21 protein-coding genes and 1 pseudogene are annotated in these 23,306 nt (G+C 43.9%); all 22 read right to left on the bottom strand.

Going from position 1 to position 23,306, the window contains the following annotated elements; translation table 11 throughout:
- Nucleotides 1–26: 26 nt before the first annotated feature.
- Nucleotides 27–1,526 (bottom strand): recombinase family protein, encoded by a 1,500-nt coding sequence (locus KFT32_RS23850; RefSeq protein ID WP_211749937.1) that lies wholly within the window; start codon nt 1,524–1,526, stop codon nt 27–29.
- Nucleotides 1,527–1,697: 171 nt separating this feature from the next.
- A complete protein-coding gene (locus tag KFT32_RS23845; protein WP_211749936.1) occupies nt 1,698–2,009 on the bottom strand; it encodes a hypothetical protein in 312 nt (103 codons plus the stop codon).
- A 71-nt stretch (nt 2,010–2,080) separates the two neighbouring features.
- Nucleotides 2,081–2,455, bottom strand: a complete 375-nt coding sequence (locus KFT32_RS23840) for a phage holin (RefSeq protein ID WP_211749935.1) — start codon at nt 2,453–2,455, stop codon at nt 2,081–2,083.
- Nucleotides 2,455–3,198 (bottom strand): N-acetylmuramoyl-L-alanine amidase, encoded by a 744-nt coding sequence (locus tag KFT32_RS23835; RefSeq protein ID WP_211749934.1) that lies wholly within the window; start codon nt 3,196–3,198, stop codon nt 2,455–2,457. The genes KFT32_RS23840 and KFT32_RS23835 overlap by 1 nt, the downstream gene beginning before the upstream one ends.
- Nucleotides 3,199–3,415: 217 nt before the next feature.
- Nucleotides 3,416–3,685: a hypothetical protein gene (locus KFT32_RS23830; protein ID WP_211749933.1), complete on the bottom strand. Its 270-nt coding sequence runs from the start codon at nt 3,683–3,685 to the stop codon at nt 3,416–3,418.
- A 187-nt stretch (nt 3,686–3,872) separates the two neighbouring features.
- Complete coding sequence (locus KFT32_RS23825) at nt 3,873–8,183, bottom strand: LPD38 domain-containing protein (RefSeq protein WP_211749932.1); 4,311 nt, start codon at nt 8,181–8,183, stop codon at nt 3,873–3,875.
- Between the two features lie 10 nt (nt 8,184–8,193).
- A pseudogene (locus tag KFT32_RS23820) lies at nt 8,194–8,772 on the bottom strand (VgrG-related protein); the annotation flags it as partial.
- Nucleotides 8,773–8,810: 38 nt separating this feature from the next.
- Entirely contained in the window at nt 8,811–10,538 is a 1,728-nt protein-coding gene (locus KFT32_RS23815; protein ID WP_211749930.1) for a hypothetical protein, read from the bottom strand.
- 101 nt (nt 10,539–10,639) lie between these two features.
- Complete coding sequence (locus KFT32_RS23810; protein WP_211749929.1) at nt 10,640–11,275, bottom strand: hypothetical protein; 636 nt, start codon at nt 11,273–11,275, stop codon at nt 10,640–10,642.
- A 37-nt stretch (nt 11,276–11,312) separates the two neighbouring features.
- Nucleotides 11,313–12,122: a hypothetical protein gene (locus KFT32_RS23805; RefSeq protein ID WP_211749928.1), complete on the bottom strand. Its 810-nt coding sequence runs from the start codon at nt 12,120–12,122 to the stop codon at nt 11,313–11,315.
- A complete protein-coding gene (locus KFT32_RS23800) occupies nt 12,122–13,513 on the bottom strand; it encodes a hypothetical protein (protein ID WP_211749927.1) in 1,392 nt (463 codons plus the stop codon). Before KFT32_RS23800 ends, KFT32_RS23805 begins: the two co-directional genes overlap by 1 nt.
- A 10-nt stretch (nt 13,514–13,523) precedes the next feature.
- The gene (locus tag KFT32_RS23795) at nt 13,524–14,951 is read right to left on the bottom strand and encodes a right-handed parallel beta-helix repeat-containing protein (protein WP_211749926.1); all 1,428 of its coding nucleotides are present in this window, start codon (nt 14,949–14,951) and stop codon (nt 13,524–13,526) included.
- A complete protein-coding gene (locus KFT32_RS23790; protein WP_211749925.1) occupies nt 14,948–15,532 on the bottom strand; it encodes a phage adaptor protein in 585 nt (194 codons plus the stop codon). The genes KFT32_RS23795 and KFT32_RS23790 overlap by 4 nt, the downstream gene beginning before the upstream one ends.
- Nucleotides 15,533–15,574: 42 nt before the next feature.
- On the bottom strand, nt 15,575–15,922 hold the full coding sequence (locus tag KFT32_RS23785) for a hypothetical protein (protein ID WP_211749924.1): 348 nt from the start codon (nt 15,920–15,922) through the stop codon (nt 15,575–15,577).
- A gap of 53 nt (nt 15,923–15,975) precedes the next feature.
- The gene (locus KFT32_RS23780) at nt 15,976–16,941 is read right to left on the bottom strand and encodes a N4-gp56 family major capsid protein (RefSeq protein WP_211749923.1); all 966 of its coding nucleotides are present in this window, start codon (nt 16,939–16,941) and stop codon (nt 15,976–15,978) included.
- A 14-nt stretch (nt 16,942–16,955) separates the two neighbouring features.
- Nucleotides 16,956–17,711, bottom strand: a complete 756-nt coding sequence (locus KFT32_RS23775; protein ID WP_211749922.1) for a hypothetical protein — start codon at nt 17,709–17,711, stop codon at nt 16,956–16,958.
- Between the two features lie 95 nt (nt 17,712–17,806).
- The gene (locus KFT32_RS23770) at nt 17,807–19,240 is read right to left on the bottom strand and encodes an SGNH/GDSL hydrolase family protein (protein ID WP_211749921.1); all 1,434 of its coding nucleotides are present in this window, start codon (nt 19,238–19,240) and stop codon (nt 17,807–17,809) included.
- Between the two features lie 4 nt (nt 19,241–19,244).
- Complete coding sequence (locus KFT32_RS23765; protein WP_211749920.1) at nt 19,245–20,978, bottom strand: hypothetical protein; 1,734 nt, start codon at nt 20,976–20,978, stop codon at nt 19,245–19,247.
- Entirely contained in the window at nt 20,979–21,173 is a 195-nt protein-coding gene (locus KFT32_RS23760) for a hypothetical protein (RefSeq protein WP_211749919.1), read from the bottom strand.
- Nucleotides 21,166–21,429 carry a hypothetical protein gene (locus KFT32_RS23755; RefSeq protein ID WP_211749918.1) on the bottom strand — a complete coding sequence of 88 codons (264 nt, stop codon included), beginning with the start codon at nt 21,427–21,429 and terminating at the stop codon, nt 21,166–21,168. Before KFT32_RS23755 ends, KFT32_RS23760 begins: the two co-directional genes overlap by 8 nt.
- Nucleotides 21,423–22,898, bottom strand: coding sequence for a PBSX family phage terminase large subunit (locus KFT32_RS23750; protein ID WP_211749917.1), 1,476 nt, complete (start codon nt 22,896–22,898; stop codon nt 21,423–21,425). Before KFT32_RS23750 ends, KFT32_RS23755 begins: the two co-directional genes overlap by 7 nt.
- Nucleotides 22,885–23,295 (bottom strand): terminase small subunit, encoded by a 411-nt coding sequence (locus tag KFT32_RS23745; protein WP_211749916.1) that lies wholly within the window; start codon nt 23,293–23,295, stop codon nt 22,885–22,887. Before KFT32_RS23745 ends, KFT32_RS23750 begins: the two co-directional genes overlap by 14 nt.
- Between the last annotated feature and the right edge of the window lie 11 nt (nt 23,296–23,306).

Below are 23,306 nucleotides of genomic sequence, written 5' to 3'. Positions count from 1 at the left end.
TCTCGGACCTAATGTCTATAGGGGCGTTAGAAGGATATAATATGGACCTCTTTTTTAGAAACCCGTACTTCCTTTACTACTCTCCGTATTAAATTTTGCTTATCCTCAAATGTGAGTTCATCCGGATTAAGTGTTAAATAATACTCAAGCGTTTCTTTGAGTAGGTTTCTACTACTTTCTTGATCCACCACACCTACAAGCTCTGCCGTTAACTCGGCGTGGTGTTTTTTAAGCGCCTCTTCTTTGTCTGCTAATTCCTTTAATTCTTCCCTTATGTCTTCTTCACCCATACCAATATCGCTGGAGAATAGTTTGATTAATTTTTTTCTGGAGTTACGTGTTTTCTCTAACTCTCTTTCGATCCGGGTGATTTCAAGTTCATTCATATTTTCTTGAGTTGTTTCCATACTAGCTGCTGCAATCTCTTCTGGTTGAGATAACCAATGGTGTACCCTCTCCCAAACGAGTTTATCCAAAGTTTCGCATGGGAGCTTCATACCACATCCTTTGAACTTGGCACCGCTTGTTTTTTTAATATCGGTGTATTCAAAACTGTGTTTTCCCCAGTTCAAACTTTTGCGGCCAGTCATCGTATTGTTGCATTCAGCACACCGGACAAGTCCAGATAGCAGATATTTATTTAAACCTTCTTTGGCAAACCTTCTACGGGCTTCACCAAGAATTTTTTGTGCTTGTTCATATTGGAATTTAGTTATAATTTCAGGACAGTCTACGTAGATCCATTCCTCTTTAGGTCTCAGCTTCATTGGGATACGTTCATCTTTGGGTTTGTGCTTATTACCAAGCATACCTTCAGTGTTCCAGCGATTCTGTGGGAACCTTCCGGTATAGGTTTCATTCATTAAAATCTGCCTTACCACTTGTTTGTGCCAGACCTTAGCCCCTCTTTTCGTAGGGATTAGATTGTCTGTAAGGTATCTCGCTATCCCGTTAATACCCTTGGCAATATCATTAGGGCGAGTGAATAAATTAAAAATAAGCTGCACTACACGTGCCTCTTGCTCATTAATTATCAATTCTCCCTTTTCCTTATCAAAGTCGTAACCATAGGTAAACGAATTTTTGATTACTTTCCCTTGATTCGCTTTCTCTTTACGACCACGGGTCATACGCTCGTTAATCTTCGCTTTTTCAAACTCCGCAATTGCGCCACGCATAGAATAAAATAATTGTCCTTCTGGAGTCTTTGCATACTCCCCATTCACAAAAATAATTTCTACGCCACGCTTTTCAAACTCATCAGTGAGTATAAGTTGTAACATCAATTTACGCGCAAGTCGGTCAGGATCTAGGCAAATGATTTTCGTGATGATCCCATCTCTAACATCCTGTCTTAGTTGCGTCAGTTCTGGACGTTCTAGAAATTCGCCAGAATAGCCGTCATCATTATAAACTTTTACTTCATCAGTCCCGGCTTTCTTCTTCCCCTCCCGGACCTGAAAGTCTATCGAAAACCCCGACTTCGCTTGTTCCTCCGTCGACACCCTTGCATATACCCCTATCATGAATTACCCTCCCATACTTCTCCATGAGGTAATCATAGCAGTCGGTCCTAACCTTGTCATTAGATTCACCAAGCGTAAACTTTACATGCACCTGTGCATCACCTCAGATGATGCTTATGTACTTAAAGGTTGTCTCTATTACAAACAAAAAAAGCCGCAATTATGCGACTCTTACATATCTTTTATATCCCCGATTTCTTTCCATACGCCACTTCTATAAACATGTTGCATTATGTAACCCTTGTGCCTGATATGTACAAGCATGCCCTCAGTGGGGTTCTGTACCTCATCAAGGCTGTAATAGTATCTCCCCTCTTTGAGGTACGCCAAAGCGTCCCGATTCCAGTTAGGAATCTGTTCATACCGATCTGCAGACGCATGAATATCTTCAGCTGTGCAATCAGGCCATACTCCTTTTTGACGCATCATTTTGGCGATTCTTTCGCACATACTCATGATAAATGGGGTTTTAGGAACATCCATCAAGCTACCCCTCCAAAAGTTTTTATTCTATTATAAACAAAAAAAGACCCTGCACATAGCAGGGCTCCTTGTTAACTGGCTCTATTCACTCTCTTCTTGGCTGCATTATCGACCCAAGCCTTCTCGATCGCTGCCCGGATCTCCTGTGGTGTAATGCTCATACCAGCATCACCCAGCTTATCCGAAACGTAAGCATAGGCGTGTTCCATCTTCTTTTCGCCATCGTACTGACCGTAAAGTGTTTCTGCATATGCGAAAGCCTCAGAAGCTACCTTATGCAGCAGCTCCCGTTGTTTCACAGATAGGTTTGCATCAAAGTAATCTGATGCTTTCTTTTTTAGTTTATTGACTGCACCAATAACAATAGTAGCCAGTAACCCGACAATTGCTACTACAATAGAAGAAATAAACGGCTGAGCTTGATCCATAATATCTTTAATAATCATTACTTTTCACCTTCCTTATAAATGTCCACTCGTTTATTCTTTTGATCCCAGAACACTTTTCCATTCAAATAATGATTTACCAGCCTAGCAGGGATGTATGATACGCCATCAATAAGGAGACCAGTGGCCACTTTTTGATTGTTTACGGCTACTTGTACCTCAGTTACCTTCTTTTTCACCTCTTCCGCTGCCTCCTCTTCTTTATAAGGAACATTGAAATATTCGCATATTCCCATAGCAATGCGTTCAGCTACCGAGTGCTGAAATGTTGGATTAAAGAGCAATGGTCCATCAATTGAGCTGCTAATAAAGCCGACTTCCAATAGGATAGCCGGCATTGTAGTTTGTTTGATTACTTGGAAGTTTGCTGTCTTCACGCCGCGGTCACGTAGCTTTGTGGCTGCCATCATATTCTTGTGAAGGATGTCTGCAAGAGCCTTACTGTTAGCCCGTGAGTAAAAGGTTTCTGTGCCATTAGCCGATAAAGTTGTCGCACTGTTGGCATGGATTGAAATGAAGCAATCAACCTTGTCACGTTCTGCCTGCTTTACTCTATCTGTCAATGAAGGGTAAGTATCTCCGCTTCGTGTCAAAGATATATCAATGTACTTGTGTCCCTTAAACAGCGCTTCAACCTTTTGTGCAATTATCAATGTAAACACTTTTTCTTTCCCATATGCCGAGGAAGCACCAGAATCCTGCTCTCCATGACCTGGATCAATTTTAACTTTCTTTTTCGCCATCTCGTAATCCCTCCGTACTATTAATTTGCTTGCAGACTGGGCAGACGTAATAATCTCCAAGCATGATGAGTAAAACTTGTTTTGCTTGATGACTGATTCTCGCAAATCTATTTCTAAAGTGGGCGCATGCCATGGTTCTAGCCCCATTTCCGCTAATATGAGTTCTTGATTATGCATAATGACTTGTTGATTTTGAATGTATTGCTTAACCTCACTGTCATCCTGAAAGAGGAAGGGTAGGTATTTCTGTAGTCTTTTCTTTGTCTTCCTCTGTTTGAGCAAAAGAAAAACGACCGCCGCTGCCGATGACAACGTAAGGCCGTTCTTGAATAGCGTATGAAGAATATCCACCACTAGATCGTACATTTCCCACCGCCGAATATAGTAATTGGTCCCGGACTTCCGGACCCAGCAGCATTAGCACCATATATAAAAACTCGTCTGATACCGTGGATTCCAGATACTCTTCTTCATCCATCTCGATCATTGCTTTCCTCCAGACACAAAAAGAGCCCGAAGGGATGCTTTCCCTTGGACTCTCTTCGACCGATGCTTTCGGTTTTCGTATTCAAAATTTACCATATAGGTTATTGACTGTCAACAAAATAAATGAGCCCCGGCTGTCCGGGACTCGGGGTGTATGTGTGTTCAATGATGTACCTTTATTTTACCATTTATTTTAATGGCACACCAGCTTCTTCCATGCTCTGATTGATATCGATATAAATTTTATTCATTTGTTCTTGAAGTCTTCGCTGTCTTGCTGCTTTTGTTTCAGCGGACATAGATTTATTCGCGCTAAGCTCTCGTTTCTCTTCTCTTATCTCAGAAAGTTGTTTTGAAATGGATCCTTTCGCTTGAGAAGTCAATTTCTTACGAAGGTCCTCGCTATACCACTTAGGCAACTCTGCTTTACCATCCTGATAATCGTTGTATGCATTGACTACGCTATCTTTAGCAGCGTAAAAGTCCTCGGACAATGTATTGGTAAATTTCGGATCTGTAACGAAGTTCCTAAGCAAAGTATCACGAGTATTTCCTGCTCCTTGTTCACTGGTAAGTGGTAATAATATACGAGCTGGATCACCACCATATTGACGAAGGACATAATCTATTTTCTTAGGTGACATGTTAATCGCCTTTCCGATTTCCTTGGCCACATTAGACGTTCGCTCATCATATCGATTTGCTGGCGAGTTACCTTCCAAGCTCTTCGATTCGATTGGACGCCCGGCATAATCAATGTTGGATACAAGTGCAATACCCGGACCCATAACTGTAGCATTTCCTAATCCGACTAAGGAACCCATAGGGCCCGACTTCTGTGTCGCTCCCTGCAAGAGACCCGTTACCAAAGGCGGTGTGTAGGCATTAGCCATTGCATCAGCCGCACCTTTGAATGCTCTGCTATTGTCGTTAAATAAATAGTCAACTGAAGCAGTAGCAAGAGCGCCCATAGCATTGTATTCCTGTGGCATCGGCACTTTTATAAATTTGCCTTCATCTGTTTTACCAATAAATAAGTTTCGGAATTTCTCACGAGCCGGAAGGTTTTTATAATCCTCATCATCCGCAAACATCATATATTCATATGCTTTAGGCAACAAAACGAGTGCAGTGGCAGATACAAGTGTTTTTAAAGGATGATTCTTTACTTGTTTTGCTACCCTATAGAGTGACTGTGTTGCGGCGTTTGAATATGGTGCTATAGCTTCGATTGACTGAGATTGAGCACCGCGACGGCTGAAGTTTGTGGTAATCTCCCGACCTTGGTTAATAGCTGACCTGATGGCTTCTGGTGTTCGTTCTCCACCAGCACGGTCTAGTTCAGTTTTAAACGCTGCCATTCGGTTAAGATTCTCTGTTACATCAGCTACTTTATTTAACGCCTTGAAAGGTGCTGCCACCACATTACTTACACCTTTCGAAACTCCTTGTGGGCTAAGAAGCGGCTCACGGCTTAATGAGCTTACACTCTTTTTCAATCTTCTCTCACCTCGTAGTGCGGCTGAATACTCACCACCAGAACGGCGGAAGTCCTGAGCCAATGTACGAGCGCGTTGAGCCATCGGCGTATTTGCTGGCAAGGTGTCAGCAATAGAACTCACTAAGGCGTGTCCAAAGTTTTTCAAGTGTGCCAAGCTGTTATCTGAATTGATCATGGCTTGAATCGTGTCAGGAATTACACTCTTCACGGAGAACATTGGAGCCAGCACACCGGTTGCGGCGTATTTAGTTGCATCTGAAAGAGACTGGAATACTTTCATGACCGAATTAGTTGTTTCAGGTCCTAGCCCTACTAGAGCTTTTACCGCTTCTGGATCATTGACTTTTAAGTACACCGGTTCGCCTTTAACCATCGCGCGTACAATATTATCTTCACTTAGCTTTGTTCGTTTGAACAGCTTATCAAAATCTTTACTGAGTTCCTCTAGAATGTCAATTTGGTCTCCACCCTTATCAAGAAGCTCTCTCAGATTCTTTTGACCAGCCATTGGTTGAACAATCTCGACAATCCCTTTATACGCTTTAGGGTCCATATTGACAGCATCAACAAGCGTCTGCATAACTCTGTTACGCATTGCAGCCTGTACCCATGCCCCTGTACTTTCTACAATTGAGCGATATGGATCCACGATATTACGAGCAGATCCGTTCTTACTCACCTGTTTTATTGGCGCTTTTTGTCCGCTAAATGAGTTTGAATTTGTAAAGCTCGGTGAAGAAAACTTTTCAGATAAACTAAACTGGCGACGCATTGGAACATAGTTTGGACGACTTTTTCGGAATACCTCACGAAGATTAGAAGTTAACAAACCCTCGTCAACTCCGAAAACATCAAGCAACCGGTTCTGATAGTTGTAAAGTTCCTGAGCAATTCCTTTAAATTCAGGATAGCGTTTATTGTAATCTTCAATCCGCATCTTCACTTTCTCTTTTGTCATATTCAATTCACGAGCATAGACGTTCTCACCTCGCGCCATCCGCGTTTCAGCATCCTTTAAAACAAGGTAGTCTTTAAATTTACTCGACTGTCCGCGAGCAACTTTTTGTGTAATTTCCTCCAATCCTTTACCTAGTACATTCCCCTCAATATCTACAAATTTATCTCGAATGATAGTGTTGGCAATGTTATTAGATCGGGAAGAATCTAGCGCTTGACTGTAGGCTTTAGGGCTAATTTGTTTGAGTGGTGATAGAAAATCAACATAGTTTTGATAAACTGCACGGCCAGCCGCCTGACCTTGATCGATTAAACCTTCCGCATCTCGTCTTAAAGGATTACCTACAATCTGATCTTCAGTTGATAGAGGTCCTTTACGGATACGTTTGTTACTTCCAAAAGCTGAAATCCCAACACCTTGGTTACCAAATAAATCGGTAAACCAGTTTTGTTTCATGGTGTTTGCTGTCTCATCTGGATAACTGACGGGAGGTTCTTGTCTTGGTGGTGTAACATCATCAATCCGATTGCTAGGGCCAATATCAATAACATCATTAGCCTGAGAAGGCACACGGCTCTGTACATTAATCCTAGTTGCATTTGGAGATGTACGATTAAGCCCTGTCATCTGTCGTGGTGCTGCCGCTTCTCCTATAACCTGAGATGGCGCTCGATCATCAAGACTTTTAACTGGCATAGGTACACCATATATTTCGCGCTGAGCTTGATTTGTACGAGCTCGTTGCATCATGTCCGGAGTCACTGTTTTTCTCTTCGGATAGGCAAGATCAATTAACTGGCTTAGCCCCGGATCATCACGATCTGCCATATTTGCCCATAGCCCTTCTAGCTCCTCTGATTCTCGTCCAGGTGTGAATTTTGTTTCATTAGCCACTCGCATTAGATTTTCAAACTTAACTCTATACGGATTCAAAGCCACACGCGCGCTAGTTGGAGCCGCTACATTTGCTTCAGGCAAAGATAATGTAGGTGGTGTCCAATCCGTTGGGTTGATGATCGCAGAATCATTAGGATTCAACCTTGAGCGTGTCTGAGCTTGGTTCATCCTAGCTGTTCCACGGCCCTCTGGTAAAGCAAGCATTTCCTGAATTTCAGGTACTGCCTTTTGCTCATTTACTCTTGTCAAGGCATTACGTAACCCTTGGCTGATCCCTCTGATTGCTATATCACCCACAGCACCGAGACCACCGCCCAACAGGGCATTTGTTGCAATCTCCTTATTACTGTCCTGACCTTGAATTAATCCTGCTGCCACACCTCCGATAGCCCCTGTCGCTGCCCCTTCAATCCCTGCTCTTGCCATTGGTTGACTAAGCTTCGGAATAGTCTTAGAAACGCCATTTGTTAAGGCTTGTCCTGCCTTAGTATTTAAGGCACCAGACACACCCCGAAGTGGAGATGTAATTAAATTCCCTCCACCTGAAGGATTAAAGCCGGCACCTGCAATACCTCCAGCCACACCGAGCACATCCGCAATTTTGTCAGCTGTATTATTGCCTGTAGTAGCTGGTGCCTGTGAAGGTGTGCCGAGAAGCATTTCAGCGCCTGTTCCTACTGAACGAGTAATGAACTGACCAACTTTATTGCCATATGTGACATCGTTCATCAGGTTAGAGAATGGTGCAACAAAATTAGCAAATGCGCTGTCTTTGGCTTTGCTGGCTATAGCATTTTTATTGAGTTGATGCTGTGATGGTTTTGGCGGCCCTTGTACTGGTCTGACATCAATCCCAGTAGCAGCCTGATAGTCTTTGGCTGCGGCTACATTTCCTTGTGTTGCTTTGAAAAGAGTTGATTCCTTTATTCGGTCAGCTCCGAGATTGGTAATCTCCTTCGGGAAATCCTGTATCGATGGTCTGCTTGCAATGTACTGTTGTACAGCTGCTGTACGTGGATTAACAGGAGCTTGAGCGATAGGAGTGACCTTGTTATATTGACCACTCAATACACGCTCTCTCGCCTGTTTCCCTTGTTCAAGACGCTTCCTTAACTCTGCTGATTGTTCTAAACGAGTTGCCATGTCACTCCTCCTATCCAAGCATTTTTAATGCATCACTTAGCTCATTCTTAAATCGGTTCACCACGCTGGCACGGACCTTACTGCTCGATTTAGAGAAATACTTCTGACCGTTATTTGCTCCGCGCTCTGCATAGATCCGTTTCAGGATCTCAGCGTCACTCATCATTGGGCTGATCCCTGCTGCCTTAACAATTTTGCTCACGCTACCTGACCCATGCTGTACTGCCGTGGACCATATCGCATCTTGTACGGCTTGGGATCTTCTCGATATATCAATACCATTATTTTTCATCACTGATTTAACTGCTGGCTCGTAATATTGTTGTTGTATAAAGTTATGTTGGTATTGACCGAAGTTTTTATTGCTACTAGCCAGCTGTTTCCAAGCAGCATCAAAAGAAGCACTGCCCGGTGTTTTACCTGACAATGCCCTGTATGCCGAAGAATCAACTTTTTTCAGATACTCCACAAACTTCTTAGGTGTACCCATATTCGTAGCAAGTTGATATAAACCATAACTGGCTCCGCCAATATCACCAGATGTTCTTGCGATTGTCCCGGCATTACCGCTAGATTCATACTGTCTGGATAGAGATCCTAACGCCCCACTGGCAGATGTGAGGCCTCCTACTTTCCCGTGTTGGTACCATACTTTTTATCGAAGGTTTGAATATCTTTTGTGGTAAGACCAAGTGAAAGCATTACCTGATCATCTGAGCCAACTGGTAACCCGTAAGATGCCACTTGCTGATAGATCTTTTCCTTAGTCGCTGAATCAGTCGGGATCTTCTTGGATTCTGGATCCGCAAACTGACTCTGCATAGCACTGAGGACTTGATTTGCATTCATTCCGTTGTATTCAGGTGCTGTACCTCCATTTGCTTGACTCATATCAAAGTCTAGCGTTGTCCATTGACGAAGGTTATCGTCTTCACTAAGCGCTAATGTAGCATTTTGATAAGCCACTTGATTATCTTCACGGAGTTTAGCTAACCCGTAGTCAAGGCCGTATTGTCTAACATTCTCGTCAAACTGTGCTTTCCATTGTGTATCAGTAATGGCATCACGAGCCTTCTGATATGCGTATTGTTCCAGAGCAAAATTGTTATTCCATGCCTGCTGTCCTTGGTCAAACTGTTGTTGCTGTCCTGCCATGGTCAGAGGTGCATTTCCATTAGCTGCTTGTCTTGCGTATCCGCTCCAGTCGGACTGTGGTGTCATAAGGCGACCAGTCAAATTAGAATACTGGAGTGCAGAGTCAAGGTTAGCTTGTTTGTTTGCTAGATCAAGTTGCTGTCCTGCGAGTGTACGCGCTCCTTGAGTCGGGGAAATATTCTTCGAGCTTACACTTGAAGCGTAAGCACTTGGATCTATACCCATTGCTAGAAGCTGTGCCCGGTAACCGTCTGCCTGTGCGCTAAGTTTTGCTTTGTCTGCTGCTGATATCCCTTTCGTCTCAGCCTGCTGTTTAAGAGACAAGATTGAATTGATAGCTGACTGCGCTTCGGCTGGCATAGACATATAGCCTGTGCGGTCGGCTGTAGCAAAATCATTATCAATTCCTCGTTGATCCTCAGACAAATACATCTGAGCAGAGTTAGCAAGGTTGGCGATTTGCTGTTGATCATATTGCTGCTGGTTCACATACTGCTGATAAGCTTGTTGCATAAGCGATGGAAGGACGTCCGTTTCAACACGGCCCATCTCTTGGGAAGAAATCTCACCCATACGGTCACTGGTTATTGTGCTGTTCAGAATACCACGGCGATTCATTTCTGCCTGAGCGGCAGCATTACCACTTTGAATGTTTGCCTGCGCCCTCTTAAGTGCTGCTTGATATGCCGGGTCAGCGTTTGGATCGTAAGAGAACTCCTTACTTTGTCGCTGTGATAGTTGAGTAATTTGGTCCATGAGCGACTGACCCTTTTGAACATTGGTTACTGGTGAAGTAGTACCAGTAGCGGCCGGACCCGTAGTAGCTCCTTTATAGCCTAGGTTAGTGGTCAGATACTTTTGCTGTTGTGATGTATCCATTCCCTTTGCTTGACGCTCCTGAATGACCTGTAACGCCCTCTGTGTCTCGCTTTGAACATACGATGGATCACTCTTGATCTGTGATTGATTCGCCTGCATATTACGTCTAGCAGCAAGGTCCGCAACAGAATAGCTTGTACCACCGTTACCCAATGGTGACGCAGTATTTGTCACTGTCGGCTTGGCTACTGCTGGCTTGGGTGTAGCTGCTACTGTTGTTGCTGTTGCAACTGGCGTTGTCGTGCCTGTGGTTGTTAAGCCTTGTCGCTTCTTGCGTAGGGCTTCGGCTAATGCTGCTGTGTTAAATGGACTGTTTGCCATGGTTTCACTCCTTTGCAATAGAAAAAGGACCCTCATATGAGAGTCCCTTGAGTTTGATAACGGAGATTTCCGTTTTCAGAACCGATCCAATGTTGGGTTGGTTAACCTTCGAGTGTTGCAAGTTGTGTTTGGAGATCAGTTAATTGTTGCTGCATTACCAATAATTCTTTCTCTGCTTCAGAGAGGCGTGTTTCCGTATCTGCTACTGTCTTCTTAGTAACTTCGTATATAGTTTGTGCAGAAGATATAGAGCCTTGTGACTTTTCTGCCTTGACTCTGTATTCTTCTAACATAATTTTTTGGTTTTCTAATTCAGATTTTATATCTTTTATATGTTTCCCTTGATTTTCAATGGACATTTTTTTATTATCTATTTCAGTTTTTTTGTCTAAAATCTTCTGTTCATGAGCAGCTTTTGCGGAAAGATCGGTACCATTTGTTGAACCAGACCCTTCCGAACCCTGACCTGTTTCAGTTTGTGTAGGGAGAGACATTTCTACAGCTCCTCCTGACTTATTGTATTTTGCTGTTCCACCCACTCCATCAGCGATTTCGCGCACTGGGGCATAACTTTTCCCTTGCACAATAATAGTTTGTCCTACAACTTTACCGTCTATTTTGAGGTCTGCTTGACCATCAATCTTTTTACCAATCAGATTTACTCCTGATCCAAACGCCTGTACCGATACCATCATTAAAGCACCGGCTATAAAAGCAGCCACCATCTTTTTCATCATTAAACACCCCTGTTAGATTTTGCCATAAGTATAACATCTAACTTTGTGGATGGGAATGTTGTGGAGCTGATTGCCACGTTATTGTACCTCCGCCAGCTGTCATTAATTGAGTCCCGTCAGGTATTCCGTGGTTATGACCACCTGATGAACCTGTTGAGGCGCCGGAGTTAGCTTTATTATTTAAATCCTGTTGTAATGAACGTCCTGTACTGTTGTTTCTAAGCGCATTCCAAGAAAAAAACTTAACAGGATCACCAAATAACTCTATAAATGATTGCGTTGATAGATTGATGCCAACATCATTACTAGAAATGGTTACATATGATTCCCCTGTATCATGAAAGACATAAGAATTCTTACCGCTGTGACTTAAACGTATAACAGGAGAAACACTATCTAATGGTGTATACATCGAGATAACACTACTCGGACTTTGATAAGCACCTAATAGCTCAGTATCAGGATCCATAACCACTTTCGGATATCCTTTTGCCGATTCGATATAAGCACCCGTCATCTTCGGTTTTCCATCCAAACCGATCGTCATTGTATCTCTGGTCCCGTCATTAACATGCATCCCAGTACCATCTATTTGGATGTATCCACCGTTCTCCAATTCGCTCAATATCTTAACTAGCCCGGCATTGATAGTTCCAGCATTGATGATATCTGCATTCAGCTCATTTACATTACGCGTATCAAGGTTATTAAGCAGATAGGATAATTCCTCCGTCAACATTACAGTGACATTGAGGAGCGACTTCACATGTTGCTTAAGCCCGTCCATTCCTGCTTCATCTATTTGCGTATTGTTAATCCCAATCTGCGGTAACTCTACGTTTGCCATTAAGCGCCCCTCCTTGTTACCTCGCGGATAATCCGGTGTATCTTTACCTTACCTGTACCCCACAACTTAAGTCGGTACCATGTCTCAGGCGTCCGGACGATTACCGGAATCTTGATACTCTGTATCTGACCTGTACCATTGTTCATGGTGCTGGCTGTTGTCCACGCCACGCCCTCTGTACCGCCTGCATATGCCACGTTTAGAGAGGAACCAACTTCGATATCCGCTATGATCCAAAGTCTATGGAGCGCCTTATGGACAGTCTCATCGCCTTCGCTGAATGGCTTGGTTTCGATGGACCAGTTAATTGCTGTGCCGTTATACGTTGATCCGCCTGCCTTCATGATCTTACCGTCAGCTGTTCCAAAGTATAGCGTCTGCCCATCTAGGTAAAAGGACGTTGCCACAAACGACATCGGCCACCAGGAGTGCTTCTGCAGATCGTATTTGAGCGTCACATTTGGTATAGTTGCGGATCCAGTAACAAGTGACAGATAAACAAAACGCCCATCCGTGCCAGCGACACAATGATGGGCGTATGCCATGTTAATTTGTTCAATGTAATTCCGGATTGGATCGCTAATCTTGGTCGGTGCCGAGCCTCCCATATAGTCATAGAAGCCATCGGGACCGAGCCAGAATAACGAATCTCGTGTAGCGACAATAGAGCGGTCAGAGATACAACCAACACCATAAGGCTGTGTCATGTTGAAGTTAGTAGAATCCTCACCAAACAACTTATGCATGCTGTATTTCTTGAACAGCAGGACGTGATTTGAATATGCCACCAGTCCAGTAGGTTTCTCTCCATCCGGTGTCTCTACTGTGATTTTCCCTGTGCCTGTGTATTTATCAGTGCTGGTCCAGTCTGCTGCATCACGTAATCCCGAGTATGAAAGCAAGTTATCACTCGAATTTGCCAAGTAAAAACGATTGGCGTGTGTTGTCATGTACTTACTGTTCGCTGGAGCGCTCGACATGGTTGTAAGAGATGAACCGTCATACTGTCTCAACTGTAGTGAACCATCTAGGAAGTAGAGCTTACTGCCGTCAAAGAACATAGCAGCATCCCACAACCGGTTATTATCAGCGCTACTATACTCATAAACAGCTACCCAAGACGAACCTGTTAGCTTATACAGCCCTTTACCGTTACCACAGTACCAAACACCTAGAAACTTAAACAGACGATTGATATAGCCAGTGTGTTGGCTTAATATAGTGTGTCCATCAGCCACCTGTAATGTGGGATATAAAAAAGAATCCACGTTGACCGCGGCAGTCAGTTGACTGTCCTTGATCTCTATGGACTCTACAGATTGATTTATGCCATCGGAGAAAGTATTAGTGACTTGCTTCGTTTTTTGAGGTGAATTAGGCCATTGCTGCATAAGCTCCCACCTATTCCGTTAACGTGATGCTAAAGCGAACGATTTCTGTTCCAATAGTAGCACCATCATTACGTTTGATATTAAACTTTGCAATTGTCGAAGTGCTTCCTTCGTAATCGTAGTACCCATGAATCCATTGGTTTGATGACGAGCTAATAACGTTGCCAAATTTCGGTACAGATAAAAAGGTGTTAGCTGGGATAGGAATTGTGATCTGAGTTTGTCCGTCGTTTAAAGCTTCAACTTTTTGAAAAGTACACTGTCTTGGTTCAAGATATACACCTTCAGGACTTGAATTCAATATGTTTGTTTGGTTATCGCTGATTACATTATCAGATCGAATGATAATTCCATTACAATTTTCTTGAACCCACACCCCTACTTCCCTCTCCTGAATGATATTTCCACCCAAGATAACAGTGTCGCTGTTTTGAAGCACTACACCATTGGAATACCCCGAACCCTGTCTGACTATCAAAGAGCTGTTTGTGATGCGAGATCTATCACATTCGGAAAGGAGAATATCAAAACCTCCGCTGTCCGGTCCCTGTTTATATATCAAACAATTATCAATGAAAACCTGAGGTTGTTTTATGATCGCTATACCTTGGTGTGAATAATTGATATGACTGTTCTGAACCGACACCCAGACCCCTTGTTGTTGAGTGGCACCCTCATTAACTACAACACCTCGCTCCACGTTTACAAATATACACTGTTCTACGATCAAGCCTTCACCCTTATCAGATTTATTGACACCAATGCCACTTCCGTAGAATCTACAATCTTGAACCAATACATCTACGGTCCATCCAGCGATCCAGACACCAATGCCACCATTTGGAGCTGCTGCTCGTGTAACACATTTGGATACAAAAGATACTGAAGAATTTTCAAGGTAGATTCCAACTTTCCAGTTGTTTTCACCCACTTGGTTATTATTTGATCCATCAGTGTATTGAGCTATCCCGCTTGATCCGGTGCATACTACCCTTTCGATAATAGTATTAACCCAAGCACTACCCATATTCGAAGGATAAGCAACGCGTATCCCGGTGTACTTGTCGTTAGCAACGCTAACTAAACTTAAATCAAAGCACATAAAGCCATCACTGAATAGATTTGTCGTACTGTATATAATTCCGTCAGAATCAGGGAAAAACAGCAGTGTTTGTTGTACGCCCGCTCCCACAATAGTCACGTCTTTATTTTCGATAAAAATAGCCCGGCTAGAATAATACCGCCCTGGTGGGAATTCAAGCACTCCACCAACTTCTGGTAATGCTTCAACAGCTAATTCAAAGGCTAGCGCATCGTCAGTGACTCCATCACCTTGTGCTCCAAATGTTTTTACGTTGATTCGTACACCGCTCCATAAACGTCTTGTCAATTCCGCATCCCTATACTGAGACGCAATAAGTTGTGTGGCTTGACTCATAATAGACCTCCCATGACATCTGCAATAACAGGGTAATCCGGTCTTTCATCATTAGTTTTGTTGAACTCTTGTAAGAGACCATTGTACTTAGACGTGTAGTTGTTCACCATCGCTACATCCTGAAAGTTTTCTGCGATTTGCGTAAGTCCTCCATACACCAGTAGCATGTGGAAGTCTCGGTCAAGATCAGGTTCAGCGCCGAGCATATTAATGTGTAGCTTACGTGGTTCTCTATTATGAAAGATGATCATCCCACCTGAACTATCCTTTGTCGGGGTTGGGTAGATACCTAAATCATTCTTCTCTGTAAAGTAATAGAACGGAACGGTTGCTGTCTGCTTCACATCGTAGTAACGATATTCTTGATCGTTTACCACCACATCAATGACATTTGTTCTATTGCATGGCAGAGGGTAGGCAAACACATTTGATAGTATGTCGTATTGAGTCATGGTATTTACACGGAACGTGGTACGGAACAACTCATTTTGGATCTGATTGATCTTGCGGATCACACTGTCATTGGACAAGCCATGAGGGTATTTCTCGGTAATCTCGTCTAGTATCTCTTGTAATGTCATCGTCTCACTCCTTTAAAAGCGAAAAAGCCCCGTAGGGCCTTGTCACATGATCTTGACTTCTTTTCTTGTGCTGTCTTCGATACGTTGATTTGCAACACGAGTACGATTGTAAGAATCGCGCCAGATATCTGCGATAGCTTCAGGCACCATTGTGGGTACGCCGCGTGGGATCGTATAGAAAATACCGTTGTAACCGACTGGAACAACTGAGTCGTTAGGGTTTAAAGGATCGTCCGGGATCGTAATCTCAACCTTTTTCATTGCATCCAATTGCTGTTTTGCATTCTTTTCAGCCATTTGCGCCTGTCTTTCAAGTTGTTTTTCTTCGTTCGTTACCTCTTCTTTTACTTCCAGTTCTAATTCTTCTTGGTTTCCTGTTGCTTTACCCATTTCATTTCCTCCTAAAGTTAAAAGGAGCCCGTAGGCTCCCTTAGTTCAATTTTTTATACTGATGCGCCAGACTCATAACGGAGAATAGCAAGTTCCTGTAAACGAACTACTGTGAAAGCACATTTCCAAGCTACTGTGTTGAATTGATTGAGCGGATCCGCACCACCGGCAGAACCAGCAGGGTGAACAATGATATCAGGTTTAGAACTACCATCGATATCAGGGATACCATAGCCGCCTTTACCAAGGAAGATTGTTCCGTACACATCAGCCGAAGTTGCACCAGCTCCTGGGAAGATTACGCCGTTGTCTACCTCAACAAACCAGATACCATACATTTTACCGAGAACACCATCCATAAAGTTCTTTGTGTTGTTCTCATTGTTGGCTTTTTTCCAGTCATCTGTCTGCATCAAGTCAGCAGCTACGTCAACATGGATGAATGCAATGTATCCTCTACCAGCACCATCAGGTAGGTTTAAAGGTTTAACCTTTGCACGTTTCAAAGCACGGCGAGCCTTAATGATATCTGCCGCCGTAATCTTGTCAGCTGCACCAATCGTGTTACGAGCTGTTTTGTTGTTGGCATAAAGCACGTTTGTACCAGCAGCCACCATATCACGGGTGATTTCATCCATTGATTCCCCGGCATTTTCACCCAATAGCTCAGACACTTCTGTCATCACAGGGTCAAAGCCAGTCAGATTAAGGAACTCAGAAATCTTTGTCCAGTTACCGTATTCTTTTACCGTTGCGTTAACGGACGTGATATCAAGGTTTACGCCATCTGGTGTAACACCCTCAGTCAATGCTGTTTTGGATACAGCCAAAGAGTTCAGGCGGCGGAAGTTTGTTGTAGCACCCTTACGTTTAGGTATGTTCTTCTTCTCACCAAACTTCGTCCATGTCAGCATTGGAGTAAGACGGTCGAGCATTGCATCTTGATAGTAAGTGTGTTGTTCAGCTGTGAGTGCATTAACACCTGTTGTTGCGTTATAACCTTGTACTTGAGTTGGCATAATAGTTCATCTCCTTAGATTTGGCCGCTCTTCACTCGATCCCTAAATGATTTCCGCTCAGCAGCAGACATAGCAGAATAACCGCTTGCCTGATCTGGAGCATCTGCACCAAGGTAACCGGTTGAACTGTCGGCGTTTTGTTGTATGTTCTTCAAAGTTTCTCGTTTGGCTTCGGTCACTGCGTTGTTTACTCGTTCCTGATACGTAGTCAGGATGTATGCGTCCTCCAGGTCGTAACCTTTCTCGATGGACATTTTGATAATGGACTCCTGATGCTGTCCAAAGTCTGGGTATTTTGAGTTCAATGAAGCAATCTGCGCCTCTACCGCTCGAATACTCTCAGCTTCACGGTACTGCTGTAACTCTTGCTCCGCCTTGCTCAGCCTGTCGTTCAGCGGTGACATGTGGTTGCGAATGACATCCTCATCTACACCTAGCTTCTGTGCTTCCTCTTGGATACGGCGGTCTTGCTCGGCTTGATCAAGAGCTGCTTGATAAGACTCTAAGTCGGAAAATCCGTATAACTCAGCTGTGCGTTCCAACATTTGCTGGGCTTGTTGCGCCTTCGAGCTGTATTCCTGCTCTAACTTCGCGCGGATTTGCTCTTCACGAGCTTTCAATGCCTTGGCGAATCCTCCACCATCGTTCTGAGCGGCGACCTCAGATGATTCTACGCCCGTATCTTCTACTTGCTCATTAACTACAGTATCTTGTACCTCGGCGACAGGTACCTCTTCTACGCCCGTTTGTTCCATCATTTGATCTTCCACGGTAATTCCTCCTTGTTATGCGGCGACCATAACGATTTAACGCCCGAATTTTGTATATAGAAAGGGCCTCCCCTGCACTGGGAAGGCCCTGAATTTTAAAGATTTAATTCTGTTAAATTTATTAATGTGTATTGACCACTACTAAAGACGGCAGCACCAGTAATACTTAGATCAAACTGCACTTGGGTCACATCAAGCGGTACGGTAAACTCACGGTATATCGTACAAGCTTCTGTCTCAAGACTCCATTCCGAGAATACCCTAGACAGTATCACTGAGTTTGCATTCGGAGCCTTAATTACATTTAAGTTGATCATTGTTGCTACATCAACTCCAGAAATCTTCATCCGAAAAGCAACAGCATATCTATGACCTGGTATTACTGTTCTTCCTGAATTCCTAAAAATAGCATAAGGCGCATCCGTTTTAGTGATGCTAAACCACTTACCGACGATATCCGAATTGACCGGATCAGTTAATGCAGCCGTAAATGTTCCAGTGCCTGCTACTTTGCTCCAGTTATCAGGAATACCATCACTGTTTGTATCAATTAGGTTTAGGGCATTCGGTATCACGTTTCCGTCACTCTCAAATGTCACTAAATTAACATTGTAAAAAGGTACGATCTTGCTCATAACTCTAGCAAGTTCTGTCCCCATTACTTTTGCTCCTAATTTAGAAGGATGAATGGCATCGGCTGCATATGAGGGTGAAGAATATCCTCCTGTGGTGTCTGAAAGAACTCTGTGAAAATCAACTAGCGGTAGCCCTCTCTTCATTGCTGTCTGTCTTATCCAGTTGTTCAGTCTATAGACATTAGCGAGAATTCCGGCATTATCTTTCCTTGGCGGTATTGTACAAAGCACCGGAGTAACCCCAGCTTCTAAGAGTGAATCGTATATAAATGTTAAGTTGGAAATTGTTTCTGACAGAGGTGTAGCAGGTACTAATCCGATATCATTGGTTCCTGCCAAGACTGTACAATAACTCGGTAAAACGTTTTGAGAAAGTAAGTTAGGCAAGTGTTCGTCCTTTATCTTCTGACTTGTATATCCACCTGTAGCAAACTTGTTACCCATTTTAATTTGATGATTCGTCAATGCCGTTGCCCATGAGACAAATCCTCGACAAGATGCATATATGTTCTGATCTGTTATGGAGTCTCCCATAAAATCAAGTACATTACCTGTCGTCTTAGGCTTTTTAGCTAGATATAATGCTGATAAAGCGGCATCCCCTTGCATCACTCCTCTAATCGATCTAACATTCACCTGTTGAGTTTGATTAGCTGAAGTCAAAAAAACGGATGTGAAGGAAGTCTTGCCCGACCATTCTTCACTCGGGTTTAGCGTCCTACTCAATCCGTTCAGTTTAAGTGTTATGGGTACGTTTCCGTTGTTCTTTACCATCAAATAATTTTGCTCACTAGGGAACGAAAACTCCGTCTCTGTCGTGCCCACCGAGTCTACGAACTCCGTCACCAGATCCCCATTACTCATAGAGACTGGCTTAGTCGTTACTAAAGGCATTTCATCACACTCCCACTGGTATTGGTTGAGCCCCCTGTGGTGCTTCCTCTGGCTGCGGAGCAATCATACTTTGTAACATCATCAGCTGTTGCTCTGGTGGCAACTGGTCAAACTCCATCCTCATCTGCGGATCCATCATTTCGATAACCTGTTCAATCGTGCTGATGATTCCTTTCTTCTGTTCAATCTCCTTCATGAGACGATCACGGAACGGTACAACAGTACGCGGTGCATACTTGAGGTACTGTTCATAGTCGATATCCCCACGATCCAGCGCACGATCAAGGCTTGATAGCATAAGAGATTCGCTGTAAGTGGATGATGGTCCAACATCGATCTTAAGATTCATCTCCACACCCTGATACTTCGTGCCTTGGAACATCTCAGGATACGTCTCGCCATCCTCATCTTTCAGCATGACTTGGCGGTCGATGTTGTACTTGACCTTCCAGAAGTCCTCCCAGATGCGTCCAATGTCCTCGATTAGACGGTAGAACCTACGCTTGATAGACTCAATTGGGATAGCAGCAGCTTTCTGCAGGAGCATAATGGCTGTTGCGTTGAGGTCCGCTGATGGTGCTGAACCTGTAGCCGCTTCATCTGCACCTGTCATTTGGCGAGTGTAACCAAGTATTGCCTCGACCAAGTTGGCTGCCTGTGCGTTAACTGTTCCCGGTGTAAGGTACTTGACTCCATCACCTTGAGCCGGTGGACTGCGGTCCTCGATCATCTCACCTGGAGCATTGGTAACTTTCCATGGATCAATGGCGTTGGACTTGTATACGAGTTTAGGCCAACCTGTGAGCTGTACAGATAGGATCTGCATGGCTACGAGCATGTTCACTGCCTTCTGGTTAGGTATCAACCCTTCCGTATCTCCTACGCCAAATATGGATTTCTTACGGCGTTCCCATTGCATCACGGCTACTGGATAAAGGGAAAGTTGCGTGTCTGTCGGCTTCTTAAGGGTTAATCCACTTGCAGTCTTGCAAAAGAACACCTTCCCGTTTTCCTTCCAGTAGCGAGTTAGTACCGTAACTTTCCCACTATCATTGATCTCTACCTTGGCGCCGTCATAACCCTCGTCCTGAGTGTCCTTATCAGGCTTGATCTGCATGGTCATTTCCTTTGACATGCCGTTAGCTCGAGCATATTCACGTATGTTCTTCACCATTTCACGACTGCTAAGGATGATGTAGGGCTGCTTCTGAACGTATCTCTGTTGTGGATTACCAAAGAATATGTTCATCGGATCAATGATCTCACCTTGCATCTCACCAACATAAGGGTAACGATCACCGCCTTTGATGGCGTTATCCCAAATGTAATGCCATACGCCTGTGCCCGTATTAGCAGCAACGTCCAATCCTTCCTCATTCAGCTCATCTTGCTTGAGCCGTTCCCATGTCGCATCCGAGAAGCGTGAGAAAGTTTCTCCTACATCCTCCTGTTCCTCTGTATTCTCATCCACTTCTTGGCGGCTAAATATCATCTTGATCTGCTCGCTCATTACATTGGCAACCTTATGCGTTTCAATCATCTTAATGATGTTGAATACCGGACGCGGTAGGTTCTGAGTGGCTGGAACAGCAGCAGGCCATTGATCTCCAGCCTTGAACCGCTCATACATCGGCCATTTAGATAAAAAGCCCATCCTACGTTTATAGGACAGGCCTTCTTCGTACTGCTTATTTACTTCACTGGCTAGATTATCGTTTGTGGCTGTATCCTTCTCCATCTACTCACCTTCTTTCCCGTTGACCCACTGGTCTAAGATGTTGCCTACTTGCTTGTTCAATGCTTCTCTTTGATCTGTACTTAACACCTTCGTTTCACCGATCATCTCACGCATCTTGGCGTTGATTAGTGTGATTGTTGCTTCATCAAGGTTAGGAAGCTTAAGCAGCTCACCAAGTTTTGCGATGTCATCCATTATGCTCCACCTCGATCTTCCAACCTATTGATATATAAGGGCCATTAGAGTCATAAACTGCCTCAGAAGCAAACGGACTATTACTTCTCTCAAGCACAACCCATTTTATTTCCTGGTGATTTATATCAATCCCCTGATTTTTCATTACCTCAGTCGCTTGCTCATGCATAAGCTCCTTGATCTCATCGAATAACTCAGGCGTAAGATCCTTCTTACTACCTTTCATTTTGGTCCAATCACCATATGTCGTTACCATTGCATATACCCTCCTGTCTGTGGTTCCGCTGTACGGAATGGGAATGGTGTAGTTACTTCCTGCACCGCTTCTCTAAACGCCGTCTCGTCCTGCTGACCACGGCTGTAATAACCAATTGCCAGTGCCATGACAAGATCATCGTGTGCACCTTCCTTGGCTTCTGGGCGTCCCTTTTCATTACGAACAAAGGTGAGCATCTCATTCAGCGTGTCCATGTCATTAATCAAGTGGATATTCTCACGAGCTACTGTTACCAATTCAGCAATAGCAGATGGACGAGTAAGCTTATCCGTTTTGAACCCGTACGCTTTCGTCACGGAACCAGTAAATGTGTCCTCTCGTTCACGCACATACATATTGCGATAGCCTAGCCTCATCAGAACCTTGACCGGATGACTGCTGAAATTGGTCTCAATGCTGATCAAAGCACTGTTGAAGTATCGGCCAAGGCAATACATCTGCTCCGCATAGAGATCCTCGTCAAACTGATTCTTGTATACGGCTACTTGCTTACCAGTCACATTGTTGATTACCTGACCCGTAAAGTTATCTGATCCATCACCAGCCGTATCACCGCCAATCACATAAGGGATACGGGACTGCGGTAGCTCAAACACTTTAATGTATCCATCATCAGCAGGAATCCACTTGATGGTACGGTCAACGATCATATCTTTGTCGTCTTTCTCATAAACAAAATAGCCTCGCTGCACCAATGGATCATGGTGGCGAAGCTGTGATATGCGCTCATTGACCTTCTGAGCATTGAATATGGTCTTACCTAATACTCCCCACTCACCAAGTGCGTACACCTGATAGAAGTATGGGTCCGTCTCTTTAAATGCCTCAAGAACGGCTATAGCTTCTTTGTCCAGGAACTTATTGTTCTTGTATGTGGAATGGATCGTTGTTGCATTCGGCTTCTTTATATCGAAGAACTCTTTCTTCAACCAGTGATTAATGTCAATCGGGTTAAAGGTGATCATCATCTGCTTATAGTGCAAGGTACGACCACGTAACCGTATATCCAGCTGCCGGAAGTCTTCTGGTGAGCATTCGCTCGCTTCTTCCATCCATACACTGGTTATGCCGCTGATGGATTTAAGCTTCTCAACATCATCCAAGCCAGCAAAAAGGATCTCATTTCCGTTGATGCAGGATATATGTAACTCTGAGCTGGTTCCCTTCGGAATCTTGAACAGTTTCTCCAGTCCCCATCGGTATATGGCGTTCTTAAGCTCCATAAACACTGATTCACGCAGTGTCTTCGCTACCTTACGCAGAACAAGGATACGGTGCTTCTTTTCGGTCAGCGTTCGTAAGACGATCTTCTGAGCGGTAAACACCGACTTACCCGAACCGCCGCCACCCATGAGCACCAAGTATCTATCCTTGTTTGTATAAAGGGGATAGAATGTGTCATTCGTCAGGGTCGGCAACTCGGTTAAATCGATGTTAATCGTCGCCATCGTCACCAAACCCTTTCGGCAGTTCAACTTTAAAGCTGATCTCTGCGTTCATATCTGCCTGTACCTTATCAACTGGTTTGTAGCCTGCTCGATCCAGTAGATCTCTTGCAGCAACCAATCTATCCTTTGGTGGTGTTAAGGGGTCATTCATGATCTCAAGCATGACTCCGTAAGCCTTAACAGCATCTTCCGCAAACATCATTCGCAAGTCCTTGTTAAGATTCTGTTCAGTTTTGTTAAGATATTGTTGAATCTCAACAGACTTTAACAAACGACTGCCTTGGCTTGCTGCTGTCTTCTCACTGTACCCTGCTGCTATTGCAGCTTGAGTCGCATTGTTGCCATTCTTCAGATACTCGGTCACAAATATCATCATTTGCGGTCTCAAGTCTGCCATGGGATCACTCT

The sequence above is a fragment of the Paenibacillus sp. Marseille-Q4541 genome (genome assembly GCF_018310695.1).
Taxonomy (GTDB): Bacteria; Bacillota; Bacilli; order Paenibacillales; family Paenibacillaceae; genus Paenibacillus.
The sequence above is the reverse complement of the archived record's forward strand: the minus strand, read 5'-3'. Positions and strand labels throughout refer to the sequence as shown.